The following is a 19,071-nucleotide window of genomic DNA, read 5'->3' as shown; positions in this document are numbered from 1 at the left end:
TGTTGATATTCGTTTACACATCTTTAATTTTGGTTGTGCTGCCTGAATTGAGAATGCTTGGCTTGCGCGTCTATTACTCAGCGATATAAGAAACAAGATTGTGGACACTAACAAAACTCAATAATTTGTTTTAAGCAGATGAGTTCTATCTGCCGGAATTAGGTAATAGATAAATGGGCATAAGAATTAGATCTGCCTTCGTACTTGCTACGTTAGCAATCGCATTGAGCGGCTGTGACAGTGATAGCCGGTCCAGTGTCGAACCGTGCTTGGGGGATTGTGCGATTGCGCCACTGCCACCGGAGCAGTGCGATTCCATGATGTATGACTGTAAAACCGGGCTTCCCATCGAAGCGACCGGTCCCGGAACTGTGATGCGCTTCGCCACAGCACCGCTGCGGGCCAAGTTCTCCGGAGTCACCATCCACAACGATCAGCTGTTTGTGAATGTGAAGCACCCCAGCCCCGACAATACAGGCGTGCTTGACGGCCTCTATTCCAGTGCCAGCATGACAGTGATGTCCGGGGTGGACATTAACCGGGTTGAGGTGAACCGCCATAAGAGCACCAATATCCCGGAGTTTGTCGGTGGTGAGCGTCAGATGGTGCGTCAGGCCCAGGGTGACAACAATGTGATCATCCGCATTGGTGCATGGCACGGCGATTGGCCTTGGGGAGCGCAGGAATACGAACACCGGCCCGATCCTAACGAACCCGATCATATCGTGTTGAGCAACAACCCGGATAACAACTTCTTTGTGTCGCTCGGTGAGGCGCACCGTGGCTTTATGTTTACTGCCTGGGATGATTTCCCCGGTGCGTTTGAGCGCCTGGAGATGCACTCTGCGGATGGCCAGACTTGGCAGCCTAAGCGGTCGCACCACTATAAGTTTGTTGATCTCAATGCCGGGATCCATGGCACTGCTGGCACCCGCTTTGGCAGCACAACTCCGTGGGGTACGCCGTTGGTGGCCGAGCACAGCATCGTGATGACCGATGCCAGCAACGTCACCTCAGCAGGCTGGAATCGGCCCAATGACACAGGCAGCAACGCCGTTGACTCCCGCATTGGTCTGATGAACGAACTACTGGGCGAGGGCCAGTTCCCGAATCCCTATCGTTATGGCTATCAGATTGAACTGACCGATGTTACTGCCGCGCAGCCTAACATGGTGAAGCACTACGCCATGGGCCGGTTTGAGCAGGGCACCGCCGCCATCATGCCCAACCAGCAGACCGTTTACCTGGCACAAAATCGTGAGGATGGGGTGTTCTATCGCTTTGATGCCTTGACCCCGGGGGATCTGAGTACCGGCACTCTTTATGCCGCTAAGATCACCCAGCAGGTGATTGAACACGAGACCAATGAGGCTGGTGAGACGGTCAATGGGGTTCATCCTGACGATGTTGTGTTTGAGATTGAGTGGCTGGAACTGGCGACCTTGACCAATGCGGCTGAGTTGGAAGGCTGGATCCGTGATTTTGACACCATTGGCCTGGGCGACTTTGAGCTGGGTCAAACCAGCTATCTGAGCCCCGCCGACGTAGCCGCTTGGGCTGCAGGGGAGTCGCACTATCCAAGGCTTGAGCAGGGCGGTGGCCTGGTAACCGCCGGTCAGCCGATGGATGACCGTGTGGCCTTCCTGGAGACCCGGGCGGCGGCCATTGCATTGGGTGCTACTGCCGAGTGGAACCAGATGAGCGGCTTGGCGGTAAACCTAAAGCGGGCAGAGAAGGCCATCACCGGCACCGGCGACAGTGAGAACGTGGACGTAGCCTACCTCTATTTCTCCATCCCGCAGTACCTGGGCGCGATGACCGAAACCAGCGGCGATATTCAGCTCAGTCCTATCAACGACAAGTGCGGTGGGATCTTCCACATGGCGCTGGAGGCGGACTATCAGGTCAGCACTATCCACTCCACTTTCCAAGGCGGCGACCTGCCGTTTGAGCATCACAAAGAGCGTTGTGATTGGGATAAACCGACCAAGCCCAGTGAGTTGCTGGTGCGCGACGACGGCATGCTGATCATCGTTGAGAAGGACGATACCCAAGGCAACGGGGCGCAATTAAATCACGGGATCTGGCTGCATCATCCCATGACGATCGATGCCGGCGGGCAATGATTGCCCAATCCTAACCCTATGTGATGAACGGCTCCTGTATGAGCGGTGAACCCATTTGAATAATGAGGTCGATGTGTCTTACAACAAATCTCTGATCGCGCTTGCGATGGCCAGTATGACTTTGCTGGGCTGTAGTGGCGACGACAACAAAAAAAGCGATGAACATTTCCGGGTGCCCTTAACCCAGTTACGGTTGCCCGCCGAGCTTTACCCGGAAGGGTTTGAGCAGCAACTGCAAGCCAACCTGGACTTCTTCCAGGACAATATCGGCGTGGATTTCCACACTCAGCTGCCCTGGGAGAACATTCTGGTGCCGGCCGAAGACCGGATCATCCCAGTACGTACTGCCAACAGCAGCAGCATCGGTTTGTATCTGAATGTGCTGATTGAGGTGCTCAATGCCGCCGAGGATGAGCAACATGCGGATCAGATCATCGAGCGTATGGATGTGGTGACCACCACGCTGCTCAATGCCCCGACCTGGGAGGGCTTGCACTATTGGATCTATGACTTGAAAAGCGGTGCTTTGAAGCCACCAACCCTGGACGATACCGATATTGATACCGGCACCATCTCCGCCGTGGATGCGGCCAACCTGCTGTCGGCCCTGGCGGCGGTGGCGGGAGCCTTCTGGGACAGCGAGGATCCGCGCCTACAGGATATTGCCCAGCGCTGCGACGTGATGATCCGTCGTTCTGCCCCTGGCTGGTTGGCACTGTATGACTTTCAGGACAACCCGAAACTGCCCTGGTTGCGAGCGGGCTGGAAGAAGGAAGAAAACGAGTATGCCGGTGACTTTGTGGGTTACCACATTGATCGTAAGGCCAATGAGAGCCGGTTGGCGCCACTGTGGGCCGTGCTGTTGACCGAGCATCTGGGGGACGACGCCATTCCACAGGAGACCTTTACCTCGATGCCAACCACCGGAGCCAAGGTGCAACTGCAAAACGGCGATGAGGTGGAAACCTTGGTGACCTGGTATGGCACCGTGTTTCAGGCGATGCTGCCGGGGATCTGGTTTGATGAACAGGCTTTGATCCCGGATACCCGCTACATCAACAACCTGTTTGAAGTGCAACTGGACTACACCGAGCAGCATGGCATTCCGTTTCTGTCCTCCTCGGCCACCGTCAATAACGGCTATGACGAGTTTGGTGTCGCCCGTATGTCTGAGCACTGGTACGAATACGCACCCGAGGGTTCCTGGGATAAGCAAGACTCCGTTGGCACCCCTCATGCCACGGCCCTTTACGCCATCGTTGATCAGGACCACGCCGTGGAGCTGCTCAAGGGTGTCGAAGAGACCTTCCCTCAGATCGCGACCCCCTTTGGTTGGTATGACGCGGTGGATCACCGCGGCCGCATCGCCACCAAGATGATCTCGCTGGATCAGGGCATGTTCGTCACCGCCTTCTTTGCCGATCGCTTGCAGGGCTATGTACGCCACTACATCGAATCCTCACTGGGCAACTACCACCTGGTGGAGCAGATGTACTCAAGCTTTACGCCGGATCGCTGGTGCCAGCGTGAGAGTGTTGAGGTTACGGGCAGCTGTCACTAGGCCCCAAAAGTAGAGTTTCCTGTGAAGGGGCGTTGCCCCTTCCTGACAAGAATGCGAAGAGAGAAACAGAAAATGGATAAGTTTCGATTATCAGGTCTGATGTTAGCGATGCTGGGCTTGGGCCTGGTGGGCTGCAGCACGAGTGATGAGGAAGATAAGGTGGTGTGCGATGGCATCACCTGCATCGACGGCAACCCAGGGGTACCTATCCTGCCGCCAGAGCCGCCGTGCGATAGAGATTGTGATGGTGAGCAGCGCCCACCGGAAGCTGAGGGGGCGTTGATGCGTCTGGCGTTGGCGCCGCATAAAACCCAATTCAACTCGCCATTCGTGCTCGATGGTCAACTGCATTACAACGTCAAGCACTCAAATTTTCATGGCGGCGTTGACTTGGCCGCCAGCGCCGTGCTCGAGGGTGTGCGTTTGGATGTCCTCAAGGTCGATCCGACGCACAGTGTGGCGCTGCCGGATGGGACTAATTGGGGGGTGTTAACCGCGGTGGGCGAACATCGCGCTATCTTGCGGCCTGATGGCAGTGACTACGGTAGCATGCCTTTTGCCGCTTGGCATGAACAGGGCCGCCCAAGTATGAGTACCCTGCATAAGGTTTCTGAGAATGAAGCGGTCTTGTTAACCGGCTGGGACGGCTATCCGGGCACCGTGCAGCGGGTGGCGATGCAGCGCGATATGGCGGAGCAGTGGCAGCCTGGCGAGATTGAACTGGTCGACTTTAGCGCCGTGCAAGGCACCGCCACCGTGGGTTCTGGTAGCCTCACCCCTTGGGGCACGCCGATGTATGGCGAGCGCTTGGTGGTGCGCAGCAATGTTGATAGCACCACCGACGGCAACTGGAACCGCCCAGGACTTCCTCAGGATCAGGCGGAGGACTCTGCGGTTGAGCGTCTGAATCAATACCTGGGCGCGGATAACTTCCCCAACCCTTACCGCTACGGCTATCAGGTGGAGATCACCGATCCCACCGGCGAGGCGGTGCCGAAGAAGCACTACACCCTGGGCCGTTTTGAGCAGGACAGTGCGGTGATCATGCCGGATCAGAAAACCGTCTACCTGGCGCAGAACCATCAGCACAGTGGGCTGTACAAGTTTGTCGCTCATACAGCCGGGGATCTGAGCGAGGGCACCCTGTATATCGCCAAGATGCGTCACGAGTCGCCGCTGACTCGGGGTGGTCACCCGTTAAACGCGGTGCTGCGGATGGAGTGGTTGCCGCTGGCCACCGCCAGTGATGCTCAGATCGAGTCCTGGATCGCCGATTGGGACAACATCGATACCTTCGATTACAACTGGAACTACAGCAACGACAACAGCCGTCGCGACAGCAGTTACCTCACCGATGCCGACATTGCTGCTTGGGCTAATGGCACAGCCGACGGCCGCTTCCCCAGCGTGATGGAGGGAGGCAACCCCATCACCGCCGGTTTGCCCATTGATGATCGTGCTGCCTTCCTGGAGACCCGCCGTGCAGCCAAGCGGTTGACCGATGCCACCCAATGGGGCGGCATTCGCGGATTGGCAGTAAACCAGTCCCGCGCTGCGAAGGCGGTGGATGGCACTGGCGATATCGACGATGTGGCCAAAGCCTACGTCTACTTCACCTTGGAGCAGTACGACGGCTTTATGGTATGGGGTGACTGGGCCAACATGTGGATGGATCACTCTGCCCTGTTCTGCGGTGGTGTGTACCGGATGGAGTTGGAGGCCGACTACGATGTGTTTCGGGTGGAGCCGGTGCTGACCGGTGAGATGGTGGATGGGCAATGCTCTGCTGACCATGTCGTTAAGCCCAATAACCTGCTGGTGTTGGATGATGGCCGCCTGGTGATCACCGAATCCTACAGCGGCAATGAGGAACACCGTCAGGATCAACACGCCGCCATGTGGTTGTTTGATCCGAGCCGACGCTAAGGTTTCTCTCAGTTAACCCTTAATCCTTTAGACGCAAAGTGCGTGGTGGCCTGCCCAGGCTGGCCGCCCGCTCTTCTTGTCCCCCTTTTTAACCTCAGAAAAAAGATACTGACTATGAACAAACATCTACTTTCCATCGCGGTCGCCGCCGCCCTGACGATGCCTGCCACCCTGGCCGCTGACGCTGGCCACTACCTCAACCCACACAAGGCGGAGCAACCTGCCTCTGTGGCCCACTGGAACGATGACAGCGCCAAAATGGACGCCTTTATCTCTGAGCTTATCAGCAAGATGACGCTGGAAGAGAAGATCGGTCAGCTGGATCTGCAGTCGGGTTTCCGTAACAACACAGGCCCGTTCGTCAACGAAGACTACGAGAACCAGATCAAACGTGGCCAGGTTGGTGCGGTATTCAACTCTTACGGTGCTGATTTTGCCCGCTCCCTGCAGGAGATGGCGGTAAACGAGACCCGTTTGGGTGTGCCGCTGATGATCGCTCACGACATCATCCACGGTCACAAGACCATCTTCCCCCAGTCTCTGGGTGAAGTGGCTTCCTGGGATGTGGAACTGGTGAAAAAGGGCGCTCAAGTGGCTGCCCGAGAAGCCACGGCAGATGGCATTATGTGGACCTTTGCGCCAATGGCGGATCTGGTGCGCGATCCGCGTTGGGGCCGGGTATCTGAGGCGACGGGGGAGGACGTCTACCTCAACGCCGTGATGTCGGTGGCCCGGGTTGAGGGCTTCCAAGGTGAGGACCTGTCCAAGCACGACACCATGCTGGCCACTGCCAAGCACTTTGTCGGCTATGGCTTGGCTCAAGGCGGGCGTGATTACCACACCACAGACGTCTCCGAGCATGAGCTGTGGACCAGCCAGATGCCGGCGTTTAAGGCGATGGTCGATGCCGGTGTCGCCACCTTTATGACCTCTTTTAACGATCTTAACGGCACGCCGGCCACCGGCTCCCAGTTCCTGTTGACCGACGTGCTGCGCGATAAGTGGGGCTTCGAAGGCTTTGTGGTGACGGACTATACCGCTGTCAACGAACTGGTGCCCCATGGCTACGCCCGTGATGATAAGCACGCGGCGGAACTGGCTTTTAATGCCGGTGCCGATATGGATATGGTTGGCCGCACCTACATCGACTACCTCGAAGAGCTGGTTGCCGAAGGTAAGGTTGATGAGAAGAAGATCGACCACTCTGTACGCCTGATCCTGGAGATGAAGTGGCGTCTGGGTCTGTTTGAAGATCCGTACCGCTACTTCGACACCGCACGCGCCGAGAAAGAGATCCTGTCCGACAAGAACAAGGAACTGGCTCGTGACGCGGCGCGTCGCTCCATGGTACTGCTGAAGAACGACAACAAAGCACTGCCGCTGAACCAGGATGAACTGAGCTCCATCGCGCTGATTGGCCCGCTGGCGGACAGTCAGCGTGACATGATCGGTAACTGGGCGGGTGCTGGCCCGGCTCACCTGGACCATGTGATTACCATGAAGCAGGGCTTGGAAGCGCGCCTGGAAGGCAAGGTGAAGGTCAACGTGGCCAAGGGTGCCACCTACGCCTTTATGCGTGAAGAGGGTAGCCCGTTTGCTCACGATCGCTTCAACTACGTGGCCCGTGAAACCCGTAACGATGCGGCGCTGCAGCAGCAGATCGATGCGGCCATTGAGGTGGCAAAGCGCTCCGATGTGATCGTGCTGGCCATCGGTGAGCAGGAAGCCTTCTCTGGCGAAGCCGCCTCCCGAACCGATCTGAAACTGCCGGGCAACCAGATCGAGCTGATGAAGGCGCTGAAGCCGCTGGGCAAGCCCATGGTGGCGGTGATCCAATCCGGTCGTCCGAACGATCTGCGTTGGGAAAGCCAAAATCTGGATGCGATCCTGCATGCCTGGTATCCGGGCACCTCCGGCGGCCACGCCATTGCCGATGTGCTGTTTGGTGACTACAACCCGTCCGGCAAGCTGCCAATGACCTTCCCTTATAACGTCGGACAGGTGCCGGTGTTCTACAACCACAAAAACACCGGTCGTCCACACCAGGAGTGGAGCGACAACCTGTGGGGTGAGGAGTACACCACCCGCTACAACGATGCGCCAAACTCGCCGCTGTACGCCTTCGGCCACGGCCTGAGCTACACCAACTTCGAATACGGCGAGCTGAAACTGTCTTCCGACGTTCTGGCCGCTGGCGGTGAGCTGACGGTTTCCGTCGACGTGACCAACGTCGGTGACGTTGCCGGTGAAGAGGTTATCCAGCTGTACACCCGTCAGCTGGTGGGCTCCATCACCCGTCCGGTACAGGAGCTGAAGGGCTTCCAGAAGGTGGCGTTCGACAAGGGCGAGACCAAGACCATCCGCTTCACCCTGAGCGAGGACGATCTGGCCTTTTACCGCGCCGACATGAGCTGGGGTGCCGAAGCCGGTGACTTCCAGGTGATGGTGGGCACCGCTTCCAATCAGGTTCAACGTAAAGACTTTGTGCTGGAGGTGGCAGAGCCCATCGCCGCCGCCAAGCCCTGGTGGAAGCTTTGGTAAGCCGAGCTTGACCGCTTAAGACCGTCGGAGCGGTGCTGCTGCTCCGATCTTTCGCTGCCTGAGCTGAGGCAGCGCGTTAATCCGAGAAAGGTGCTTCAACAATGTTTAACAAAACACAGGTGGCCATCACCTTGGCAGTGGCTTTGCTGGCTGGCTGTGATCCCATGGGATCAAAGGCGCCCGCTCAGGCGGTGCCCGCCGTGGACAGCACTGCCATGAGCGATCAACAGATCATCGCCGAGCAGTTCAAGAACAACTACCACTTCTGGCAGGCGATCCGTCAGCCCAATGGCACCTATCTGGATGGCTACTTTTTGGAAGGGGGCTCCCCCCGGGGTTCCATCGCCAATGCCGGCATGGGGCTGGTGGCGTTGACCATAGGTCATGCCATGGGCTGGGAGCCACAGGCGGAGCAGTTGGCGCTGCAGACTCTGCGGGTGATGGCGGGCAAAGACCCCGATATCAGTGTGCCCCGTACTGAGTCGGGGACCTACATCCACTTCTACGATACCGTCACCGGGGAGACCGTCGGTGACGACTGGAGTCCCATCGACAGTGCCATCATGATCTCCGGTGCGCTGTTTGCCGCCAACTACTGGCCAGCCAATGCTGAGATCGCCGCCTTGGCGGACGAGGTGTATGACACCACCGATATGATCCAGTTTATCGCCGATGCCGACGACGGCTGGATCTGGCTGGCAACCCATGCGGATGGCCGATTCAAGGAGCACCGCACCAAGGCCTACAACGAGTACATGATCGTCGCCAACCTGGCCAACCAGCAAGCGATCGATAAGGGCTTTGGGCCAGAGCACGATGCCCGTCGCTTCTGGGATACCTGGTACGCCGACATGGAGAGCGTGGCCAAGGCGACCTATCAGGGCTATGCCGTGCCGTCGGAAAATGAACAGTGGTTCGTGTCTAAGTTTAATCACCAATTCAACAACTTCCTTATCCATCACTTTGCCAGTTCGCCGATCTACCAGAAGGCGATCCGCAATGCGGCAGGGGCGGACTACGCCTGGTGGCAGGACCGTGACTGGGGCCAGCGCCGCTATGAATGGGGCAGCGGTGCCGGGGCCTGTCAGCGCGGTTACTGCGTCGATCGCATCACTCTGGATGGCAATCCAATCCAAAACGACTTTCACGTAGTGACGCCGCATATTGTGGCGGGCTTCCTGCCTTACTCCGAGCATGCCAAGGATGACTTGATCGCCATGTACCGGGATGAGCGGGGGCTGGCGCGTTACGAGATGAAGGAGGGGCACACCCTGCTGTGGCGCTACAGCTTAAAGGACCCGAAGTGGCGTGCCCGAGCGATCGAAGCGGTGGACTACTCTTCCATGCTGTTTGGCCTCGCCGCCATGGATGAGCATCTGGGGATGGCGTTCTTCCGTAAGCATAACAACTACTTCGGTGAAGAGATCTGATCGACTGCGCCGGGTTGTGCCCCTTAGCCCTTGAACGAGATGACCAGCGGTGACGGGGCATGACAACCACATGCATCCCATCAGAGTGACGATGGCTCCCACGCCAGTTTGGGCCGAACCAAGTCAGCAAGAAGAACAAGCCAATGACAACCATGAAGCACTTTCCCTTTTTCCGTTACTCCAAGGCGGTAGGCGCAAGCTTGCTGGCACTGGGGGTAAGCGCCTGTAACCTCTCTTCGAACCCCGTATCTTCCATCGTGCCTGTTAAGGGTGAATGGCGGGCCACTTCGTCGGAGATCCAGGAGATCCGTTTTGCTGCCCAATACGCCATTGATGGCAAGGGGGAGACTCGCTGGAGCTCCAGCGAACAGGACAATCACTGGCTGCAGATCGACACCGGTGAGGTGTTTGAACTGACGGGCCTGGCCATTGACTGGGAAGCGGCTTACGCCAGCCAATACAGCATCCTGACCTCGGTGGACGGTGAGCAGTGGCAGACCGTGTATGTTACCGACGATGCGCCCGGCGGGCTGCAGCAGATCTTCATAGAGCCGCATGCGGCCCGCTATGTGAAGTTTGACCTGGCGGTGCGCGCCACCGGTTGGGGCTTCTCCATCAAGGACATCATGCTCAAGGGCAGTGATGACCGCGTGATCGCAGTGGAAAACGGCAGTGAAGTGGAAAACGCCTTGGTCCTGCTGGATGAGGAAGCTCAAACCCAGTGGTACAGTCAGACCGATGCAGCCACTGAGCTGGTAGTGGATCTGCGCAGCCCGCACGCCTTGTCCGGCATTCATCTGGACTGGGGTGAAGGCTATGCCCACACCTTGCGCTATTACACTTCAAACGACGGTGAACAGTGGCAAGCCGGCCCCGTGGTGGAGCAGGGGATCGGCGAGTTTGAGATCCTTAAACATGAGCGCCGCGATGCCCGTTTCCTTAAGCTGGAAATGGACGACTTGGTGGCAGGCCAGCCTCAGTTCACCATCAATGATATTCGCCTGTACGGTCCGAAAGCCGAGCTGACCCCCTACGGCCAATATGAGATATTTGCCCGCAAGATGCCGGTGGGACTATACCCGACACAGCTGCGTGATATGCAGTCCTACTGGACCCTGCTGGGTCTGCCGGTGGACGACGAAGAAGCGCTGTTTGACGAATACGGCAACGTCGAGCCCTTTACCGGTGGCAACATCCTGATGCCGCTGCTGAAAGTGGGTGACAAGCTTTACTCCGCCTTTGACGCCGTGCGCCTGGAGCAGAGCTTGGTCAGTGGCTATTTGCCGCTGCCCCAAGTGAAATGGGTATTTGATGATTTTGAGCTGGTGATCGACGGCTTAGCCTATGGCGAGGTAAACCAGTCTCTGGGTCAGCTGCGCTATCAGCTGCACAACCATGGTGATACCACGCTGGATGCCGAGTTGCTGCTGGTAACCCACCCGGTGCAGATCAATCCACCTTGGCAGTTTGGCGGCCTGGCACCGATCCACGAGCTTGATTACCGGGCCGATAACGGCCAAAGCGAGATCGTCATTAATGGTCGTCGCACCTTCCTGTTTGATCAGGCCCCCCAGCGCATGGGCGGCGTCCTGTTTGCGCAGGAGCCCATCGTTCAGCACCTGCTCAAGGGCGAATTGCCCGAGCAGCACAGTCTCAACAGCGAAGATGGGCTGCTGTCCGGTGCCATGGCGTTTAATGTGCGGGCCGAGGCCGGTGCCGCGTCCCAGCCGCTGAGCGTAGTGCTGCCGCTGCACGATGACAGCCCGCTGCAGGCGCCTTTTGCTCAGAGTTTTGCGCAGCGTCAGAGCGAACTGACCGAGCTCTGGCACGACAAGCTGGACCGCATCGGTTTCAGCTTGGGTGACAAGGAAGTCGAGCACACGGTCAAATCGCAGATGGCCTACATCCTGCTAAACCAGGATGGGTTGGTGATCCAGCCGGGCTCGCGTAACTATAACCGCACCTGGATCCGCGACGGTGCCATGACCTCCTCGGCGATGATGCGGATGGGCCTGTTTGACGAGGCCAAGGAATACCTGGAGTGGTATGCCGAGCGGGTCTACGAAAACGGCATGGTGCCGCCCATTCTGTATAACGATGGCCGCACTTACAGTGGCTTCGGTGCCGATATCGAGTGGGATGCCCAGGGGCAACTGATCTACGGCTTGATGGAGTACTACCGCTTCACCAAGGATGAGGCGTTCCTGCGCAAGCACTTTGACGCCATCAAGGGCTCTATGGAGTACATGGTGGTGCTGCGGGATCAGACCCTGGAAGCGGGCTACATGGCGGAACAGACGAACCCGGAGCGCTTCGCCGGGATCATCCCGCCCTCCATCAGCCACGAGGGTTACTCCATTCCGACCCACTCCTACTGGGATGATTTCTGGTCGCTGCGCGGCTGGCTCGATGGGATCTACGCTGCCATGGAGCTGGACAACGAGGAAGTGGCCGAATGGGGGCAGAGCCAGTACGACAAACTGGCGGTGAGCCTTTCCGGCTCGATGCGGGCGACCTCGGAGCACTTTGACATAGACTATATCCCCGGCTCGGCGGATCTCGGTGACTTTGACCCGACCTCCATCGCCATCGGCCTGTTCCCCTGTGAGTCACTGGATGTGGTGCCGCGCGATCTGGTGGTGCAAACCTTTACCCAATACGTGGACAGCGTGCGTGAGCGCATGGCCAGCGGCGGCACCTACAGCTATGTGCCCTATGAGAACCGCAACATCCTGGCGCTGGCAAAGTTGGGGATGCGCAAAGAGGCGCAGGAGATCCACGATGTGGTGTTCGCCGATCGCCGCCCTGCGGGCTGGAACCACTGGGTGGAGCTGGTGGCCAGCCGTGAGCGCTTGGGCAGCTACATTGGTGACATGCCCCACACCTGGGTGGGCTCTGGCTACGTCAACTCGGTGCGCGGCCTGATCTTTATGGAGAACGATGTCGACCATCGTATCGAGCTGCTCAGTGCCGCACCGCTGCACTGGCTGGAGAACGGCGGGATTAGCCTGACCGATATGCCGTCTCATTTTGGCCCGGTGAATATGACCATGGAGTATGTCGACAGCACCCTGACCGTGGTGCTGGATAACCGGTTTGCCGATCTCAACGGGATCACCCTTAACTGGCCGGTGGATAGCCGTCCCAGCCAGGTATGGGTGAACGGTAAGGCGGTCAGCGACTACAACGATAGCCAGATCTTGCTGGCGGCCGACGTGACCGAGGTAAAAGCGCGCTGGTAACGCCCTGACAGCCATTAAGGGGCCGGTCTCCAGCCTCCAAGATGGGTGCAGTGACCAGAGCGTTTGCATGGATTGGGGCGGACTCGTGGAGTGATCCGCGAGTCCGCCCTAACGCTTTATTGGATGCAAAGCAGTTCATAGAGATAGTAAGGAATAAAAAATATGGTGGGAAATAAGAATCTGACCTACAAAGGCCTAGGCGGCGCTTTGTTGGGGAGCGTGGCGCTGCTACTCAGTGGTTGTGGAGGGCTGGGCTCCGAGCCAGCGACGGGTCCACTGATGCTAGACGCCTCTGTCTGGCAGGTGGAGACCGACAGCGTCAACCAACTCACGCTGGCTGCGTTTGAGGATAAGGTCGCTGGCAAGCCTGGCGTCTTGATGGATTACCAACTGATGTCTGAGACCCACCAGGGCTGGATCATGATGGCCACCGATCTGGCCGAGCCGGTGTCACGGGAGCGACCGTTTGTGTTCGATCTGCAGGCAGACTCCCACAGCAAGATGGAGGTGAAGTTCGTCGATTCTGACGGCTCGGTGTTCTGGAAGGTGTTTGACCTACAAGACCGTTACTCAAGCCCACAGCCTTTGGTGATCTACGCTGACAGCATGGATTACGCCTGGGGCGGGGAGGACGATCTGCTGCAGGATATCCGCCGTGTCGAGGTGGTGATCGCCGGTAAAAAGGATGCGGGCATGGCGCGATTGACGCAGCCAAGATTGGCTCATTCGGGTTTGCCTGCCACCTTCCCACCGGCCGGGCCGCAGTTGGATCCGGATCGCGAGTTGGAAGGGATCGGTTTTCGTCAGCGCCGAGATACCACCATGGATCCCAAGGATCCCGGTGTTCTGGCTTATCTGAAGCAGGTGCAGGATAGCTTCTCTCCGGAGCAGGCGCTGCTGGCCTCGCAGGAGGGACTGGATAACGAATACCACACCTTCAACAACGCCCTGGCGGCAATGGCTTTTATCGTCGAGGATGAGCAGGAGCGGGCGCAGCGGATCCTCGATTTCTTTGCCCTAGCGACGGATCGCGACAACGATGATCCGCACCTGCAGCAGTTCTACCTCAACGGTGAAGCGCGCGGGTTTTACCAGTCGGTGCGCATTGTCGAGCAAGATGGTGTCGCCCCCTATAAAACCACGATGTCTGATCGCTGGATGGGGGATCTCACCTGGCTGCTGATGGCCTACAAGCACTATGAAAAGGTGTTTGGCGGCGAGCGTTACGAGACCATGGTGGGCAAACTGACCGATCTGCTGGTCGAATGGTACATCGACGATGAGGCCAGCTCGGGCGGCTACCTCGGCCATGGCTGGCGGCGCGGAGACAGCTATCTGCACGAGGACCGAGGGCACCATGAAGGCAACATCGACGCCTATGCCGTAATGCATCTGGTGGATAAGCCGGAGATGGCCAACAAGATCCGGATCTGGCTGGACTCGGAACTGGATGGCAATAACAATCTGCCGCTGGATCTCTACACCTGGCGGGTGCTGGCATACGGCGCCGAGGCGGCAGCGCTGCTCAATGTGCCGGAGTACGACTTGCGCTTTCGCAAAACCATCAAGCACAACGGCCAGACCATCCGTGGCTTCTATCATGGGCCCGACATCGAGATCGACAACATCTGGCTCGATGGCACCGGGCATATTGCCTGTGCTTACCTGCTCTACGGCGATAAGCAGCGCGGCTACTTCTACACCAACCAGTTGGGCAAGCTGTTGATGGACAGAGAGATCGGTGGGGTCGCTACCCGTGCGCTGCCCTACACGGCCAACCACCGGGGGGGCTATGAGTGGGTCGATCCAAGCCGGGGCTTTACCTCAGTCGCCGCCTGGTATCTGTTTGCTCAAAATGGCTTTAACCCCATGACCCTCGAGCAGGTGAGTGTGGACAGGGATTAGGCTTGTGGGGCGCCACGGTATCGTCAGGCTGCGAAGCCGTGCCGGCAGATGGGGCGCGGCATCATGAGAAAGGGAGGCGCGAGATGCGCCTCCCTTGTTTTGACCGGTTCCGGTGCAGGCGTCCTACTCGATGATGCGGAAGTTCACCACCAGATGATCGCGATGGTAATTGGTGATGGCATTGCCCAGTTTGTCGAAGGCGATGACGCTGTAGGCATAGAAGAAACCGGGCTTGAAATCCTGGTAATGCTCGGCCAGATCCACCTCGATAAGGAAGGTTTCGATTGGCGAGGCCCAGCTGAACAGACGTTTCATCTCTGAGTGTTCAAAGGGATCGTTCATCTCCCAAAGCTGCACCTGATAGTAAGCGGCATCCAGGTAGGGATCCCAGTACAGCCGGATGGGCTCCCCCAGTTGGAATTCCTGCTTATCCAAGTAGTGCTCGACAGGCGCAATAAAGTTAAAGTCCATTGCGAATGCACTGGTTTCCGCCTTGGCATCAATCGTGCGGTGATAGGCGTGGTTGTGCCAGTGGATCATCCCTGCCAGCGTGCGGTTGGCGCTGTCGCGGTCCAGCTCGAAGCCAGTGAGCTGGTATTGCCCCTTTGGCACCGGGATCTGGTAATGCCCTAACTCATCGGTTTCGACCCACTGCGTGATGTGAGTGCGGTCCAAATTCAATCGCAACTTGAGTCCGGCCAGGGGGAGTCCATCCAGGATCGCACTGCCGTGGATCTTGGCGGGACCGGATTGCACCAGATGTGTGCTGGCATCGATCGCGCTGCCGTCAAACAGGGCATAAGGGCCGAGAAAGTAGCGTGGATATTGGTGATATTGATAGGCGTTAACCTGGTGTCCGTGAGGACAGCGCCAAGGCGCAGGCTGGGCATAGAAGTACAGTCCCAGACTCAGTCCGGCGCACATTAGGGTTAAGGTGATCTGCTTAAACATAACTTTGGGGGATCCTTGGCAACAGCGTGACGATTTCCTTCGTAACCGGAGATTGGATGTGCAAAAGCACTCAACCTCGCAACACGCTTGGGCTAGATCGGGTTAATGCGGAACTGAACCGACAGATGGTCTCGATGATACTCTGTGAGCGGTCGGTTGTTGTGGTCATAGGCCAGGATGCTGTAAGAGTAGAAGTAGCCGGGTTTGAAGTCGCGGAAGTGATCGGACAGTGCGACAAAGGGCTCGGTGCTGGTCAGTCGCTGATCCCACTGAAAGACCTGCCGCGGGGAGTGATGCTCAAAGGGATCGATGATCTCCCAGACTTGCACCCGATAGTGGTCAGCTTCATCGTAAGCCTCCCAACTCAGCATAATGGTGTCATCTTTGTCGAAGTTTTGCTGACTCATGGTGGGCTGCAGTGAGCGGACAAAACTAAAGTCGGGCCCAGAACTGGGTTGTTGTTCCGTCGCAATGACGCCCCGGCGAAACTCATGAAGGCGTTGATGTACCCGGCCTGCGAGCAGCGCATCCGCATGTTCGCGGTCCAATTCAAAGCCGTTGATGTCGTATTCGCCCGGTGGAACCTGGATACGATAGTGGCCCTGGCCGTCGGTGATGGCCCAGTGGCTAAGCAGTGACAGATTCAGGTTCAGGCGTAGGGGTAAGCCCGCCAAGGGCTGACCATCAAGCGTCGCCGTGCCTTTGATGATGGCACTGCCGGGCTTAAGATCACTGGTATCCGCATCGACCGGGCGACCGATATAGTGGTGATAGGGCCCGCCAAAAAGGGTTGGATTGGGATCATGCTGGTGGGCGGTTATAAGGTGTCCGTGCGGGCAGCGCCACACTTGTTGCTCCCGGTGACCAACCAAGGCGATAGCAACGGCGACCCCAATTAGGCCACCAACGATAACGAGTCCTGCCAGCTGTTTTATTTTTATCACTTTTTAGCTTAATGACTGGTTCGGAAGTGGGCATTGAAACATACTTTATAAATTTTTGTTAGTGTTCAAACTCTGATTATTCAACCCCAAAAGCGTGATGGAATCACAAGTGGTTAGCGCTGAGGCACTGGCGTGTGTAGCGGTCAATTTTATTCGGAGACCTGCTAAGAGCGATTCTCGGTTTCCGCAGGCAGTATTCCATCATTATGTTGATGGAATACTGCCAGTTGTAGTAATCCATCAGGTAAGCGGCGACGTCAAGACGGGCTTCGCGTTCGGTCATATACCCTGTTGATGGGATCCATTCTGTCTTTAGGCTCCGGAGCAGTCGCTCCATAGGTGCGTTGACGCTCCTATGTTGAATAGCCCCCAGCTTTCTAGGCACTCGATTGGTTAGAAAAATACTGGGCCTCAAACTCTACCGATGACAGGCCATCATTGGAACCTTGCCGGCGTTTGGGGTTGTAAAACATCTCGATGTAATCGAACACATCACTTCGCACTTCATCCCGGGTTCGATAGATTCGACGCTTGATCCTTTCCCGCTTCAGCAACTGGAAAAAGCTCTCAGCAACGGCGTTGTCGTGGCAATTTCCACGGCGGCTCATACTGCTCACCAGGTTATGCTGTTTCAGGAAGCGCTGCCATTCATCGCTGGTGAACTGGCTGCCCTGATCCGAGTGGAGCAGCACTTCTGACTTCGGTCGTCGTCCCCACACTGCCATCAGCAGTGCATCTGTCGCCAAGTCAGCGGTCATCTGGGATTTCATCGACCACCCGACAACTTGCCGGGAAAACAAGTCGAGCACCACTGCTAGATAAATCCAATCTTCGCTGGTGCGGATATAGGTGATGTTCGTTACCCAATATTTGTTGGGTTCGTCGACATTGAACTGTCGCTCCAGAGTATTGGGCGCAACAACTGTGGATCTGCCACCGTAGTGCCCCTTGCGCCTCTTGTAGCCGGTTTGAGAGCGCAGGCCTTCCTGCTTCATGAGGCGGTAAACGCGGTTACACCGGCACGTTTCGCCCTCATCACGAAGATCGTCGTAGAATTTCCGATATCCGTATACGCCGCCGCTCTCCAGCCAGAACTGCTTGATGTGACTAAGGAGTCGCTCGTCTTCCTGCTCACGTGCCGACTTGGGGTGTTTCATCCAGGCGTAGAAACCGTTGCGATTGACCTGCATGGCTCGGCACAAGGGAAGGACGCCGAAGCGCTCGAGTCGAGACTTTATGAACGCATACCCTTCCTTGACTCGCTTGCAAAGTACGTGGCGGCCTCCTTTAAAATGTCATGCTCCTCAGTTACTTGGCGTAGTTCAGCCCGAAGTTTCCGGATCTCAGCTTGGAGGCGGTTGTCTTCTTGCAGCTGTGGTTCTGGTTTGCGGTAGCGCTTTACCCAGGCATACAGGCTGTGATTTGACACTCCAAGAGACGGGGCAACGTCAGCGACGCTGCGGACCCGACCGATGACCTGTTTGGCGGCTTCTTTCTTGAATTCTTCTGGGTAACGATTGCTGGACATAACACCTCCGATTGCGAGCCGCATAGTACGGCATTGAGGTGTCTATGGAAGTGATAGCTATTCAGTAGCCGTCCTTAGTGAGGAAATTTTGGTGTCGTTTCTTAGGCGAGAAAACCGGTGAGCATTTTGTGGTCTGTGTGACCGAACTGCCCGAAGGGGAAAACTCGTATAGTTCACGAGAAGTCGAGGAAACGTTGTGGGGGGGGAACCGATTGCGAGCCGATAGAGCTTTTGTAGTCTTTTCTTGCAGATACAACAAAGCCAACCCGAAGGCTGGCTCTTTCGTTGAATGTGGTTGTGGAAGCCGCTGCTTTTCAACATAGGGAACCAACGACCTTCGCGGCTTTTATGAAGAGCTGAGCCCGACGAGCTACGAGGCAGCTCAAATTCCCTTTGATGCCTTTCTCAAGGCAACAAAAAAGCCAGCGCTAAGGCTGGCTCTTTCGTTGAATGTGGTTGCGGGAGCTGGATTTGATGTAACGACCTTCACGGCTTTTATGAAGAGCTGAGCCCGACGAGCTACGAGGCAGCTCAAATTCCCTTTGATGCCTTTCTCAAGGAAACAAAAAAGCCAGCGCTAAGGCTGGCTCTTTCGTTGAATGTGGTTGCGGGAGCTGGATTTGATGTAACGACCTTCACGGCTTTTATGAAGAGCTGAGCCCGACGAGCTACGAGGCAGCTCAAATTCCCTTTGATGCCTTTCTCAAGGCAACAAAAAAGCCAGCGCTAAGGCTGGCTCTTTCGTTGAATGTGGTTGCGGGAGCTGGATTTGATGTAACGACCTTCACGGCTTTTATGAAGAGCTGAGCCCGACGAGCTACGAGGCAGCTCAAATTCCCTTTGATGCCTTTCTCAAGGCAACAAAAAAGCCAGCGCTAAGGCTGGCTCTTTCGTTGAATGTGGTTGCGGGAGCTGGA

At 57.0% G+C, this 19,071-nt stretch carries 10 protein-coding genes and 1 pseudogene; 7 read left to right on the top strand and 4 right to left on the bottom strand.

Annotation, left to right across the window (positions count from 1 at the left end; genetic code table 11):
* The first annotated feature begins 317 nt into the window (after positions 1–317).
* The 7 genes from AC2D8U_RS07925 to AC2D8U_RS07895 all read left to right on the top strand — a co-directional run bounded on the left by AC2D8U_RS07925 (position 318) and on the right by AC2D8U_RS07895 (position 14,731).
* Entirely contained in the window at positions 318–2,126 is a 1,809-nt protein-coding gene (locus tag AC2D8U_RS07925) for an alkaline phosphatase PhoX (RefSeq protein ID WP_484618507.1), read from the top strand.
* Positions 2,127–2,199: 73 nt separating this feature from the next.
* Complete coding sequence (locus AC2D8U_RS07920; RefSeq protein ID WP_484618506.1) at positions 2,200–3,687, top strand: hypothetical protein; 1,488 nt, start codon at positions 2,200–2,202, stop codon at positions 3,685–3,687.
* Between the two features lie 72 nt (positions 3,688–3,759).
* Positions 3,760–5,613, top strand: a complete 1,854-nt coding sequence (locus AC2D8U_RS07915) for an alkaline phosphatase PhoX (RefSeq protein WP_484618505.1) — start codon at positions 3,760–3,762, stop codon at positions 5,611–5,613.
* A 114-nt stretch (positions 5,614–5,727) separates the two neighbouring features.
* Positions 5,728–8,154, top strand: a complete 2,427-nt coding sequence (gene bglX, locus AC2D8U_RS07910) for a beta-glucosidase BglX (RefSeq protein WP_484618504.1) — start codon at positions 5,728–5,730, stop codon at positions 8,152–8,154.
* Positions 8,155–8,255: 101 nt separating this feature from the next.
* The gene (locus AC2D8U_RS07905) at positions 8,256–9,584 is read left to right on the top strand and encodes a hypothetical protein (RefSeq protein WP_484618503.1); all 1,329 of its coding nucleotides are present in this window, start codon (positions 8,256–8,258) and stop codon (positions 9,582–9,584) included.
* A gap of 143 nt (positions 9,585–9,727) precedes the next feature.
* Positions 9,728–12,826: a discoidin domain-containing protein gene (locus AC2D8U_RS07900; protein WP_484618502.1), complete on the top strand. Its 3,099-nt coding sequence runs from the start codon at positions 9,728–9,730 to the stop codon at positions 12,824–12,826.
* A 162-nt stretch (positions 12,827–12,988) separates the two neighbouring features.
* Positions 12,989–14,731 (top strand): hypothetical protein, encoded by a 1,743-nt coding sequence (locus AC2D8U_RS07895; RefSeq protein ID WP_484618501.1) that lies wholly within the window; start codon positions 12,989–12,991, stop codon positions 14,729–14,731.
* 123 nt (positions 14,732–14,854) lie between these two features.
* Here the strand turns inward: AC2D8U_RS07895 and AC2D8U_RS07890 are convergent, their stop codons facing one another.
* From AC2D8U_RS07890 to AC2D8U_RS07875, 4 genes and pseudogenes are all read right to left on the bottom strand, one after another.
* Positions 14,855–15,682, bottom strand: coding sequence for a hypothetical protein (locus tag AC2D8U_RS07890; RefSeq protein WP_484618500.1), 828 nt, complete (start codon positions 15,680–15,682; stop codon positions 14,855–14,857).
* Positions 15,683–15,774: 92 nt separating this feature from the next.
* Positions 15,775–16,626, bottom strand: coding sequence for a hypothetical protein (locus AC2D8U_RS07885; RefSeq protein ID WP_484618499.1), 852 nt, complete (start codon positions 16,624–16,626; stop codon positions 15,775–15,777).
* Positions 16,627–16,790: 164 nt separating this feature from the next.
* Positions 16,791–16,972 (bottom strand): annotated as a pseudogene (locus tag AC2D8U_RS07880) (IS3 family transposase); the annotation flags it as partial.
* 31 nt (positions 16,973–17,003) lie between these two features.
* Positions 17,004–18,154, bottom strand: a protein-coding gene (locus tag AC2D8U_RS07875) for an IS3 family transposase (RefSeq protein WP_484618498.1) whose coding sequence is annotated in 2 segments (ribosomal slippage) — positions 17,004–17,923 and positions 17,923–18,154 — 1,152 coding nt in all. Because the reading frame shifts where the segments join, the coding sequence is not laid out codon by codon here.
* Positions 18,155–19,071 lie beyond the last annotated feature (917 nt).

The organism is Ferrimonas sp. YIN67 (assembly GCF_057219095.1).
This window is presented reverse-complemented; position numbering and strand designations above follow the sequence as displayed.

Bases quoted from the DNA above. Each gene is read 5' to 3' on its own strand.
- AC2D8U_RS07925 (WP_484618507.1), top strand. From the start codon at position 318: ATGATGTATGACTGTAAAACCGGGCTTCCCATCGAAGCGACCGGTCCC.
- AC2D8U_RS07915 (WP_484618505.1), top strand. From the start codon at position 3,760: ATGGATAAGTTTCGATTATCAGGTCTGATGTTAGCGATGCTGGGCTTG.
- bglX (WP_484618504.1), top strand. From the start codon at position 5,728: ATGAACAAACATCTACTTTCCATCGCGGTCGCCGCCGCCCTGACGATG.
- AC2D8U_RS07905 (WP_484618503.1), top strand. From the start codon at position 8,256: ATGTTTAACAAAACACAGGTGGCCATCACCTTGGCAGTGGCTTTGCTG.
- AC2D8U_RS07900 (WP_484618502.1), top strand. From the start codon at position 9,728: ATGACAACCATGAAGCACTTTCCCTTTTTCCGTTACTCCAAGGCGGTA.
- AC2D8U_RS07895 (WP_484618501.1), top strand. From the start codon at position 12,989: ATGGTGGGAAATAAGAATCTGACCTACAAAGGCCTAGGCGGCGCTTTG.
- AC2D8U_RS07890 (WP_484618500.1), bottom strand. From the start codon at position 15,682: ATGTTTAAGCAGATCACCTTAACCCTAATGTGCGCCGGACTGAGTCTG.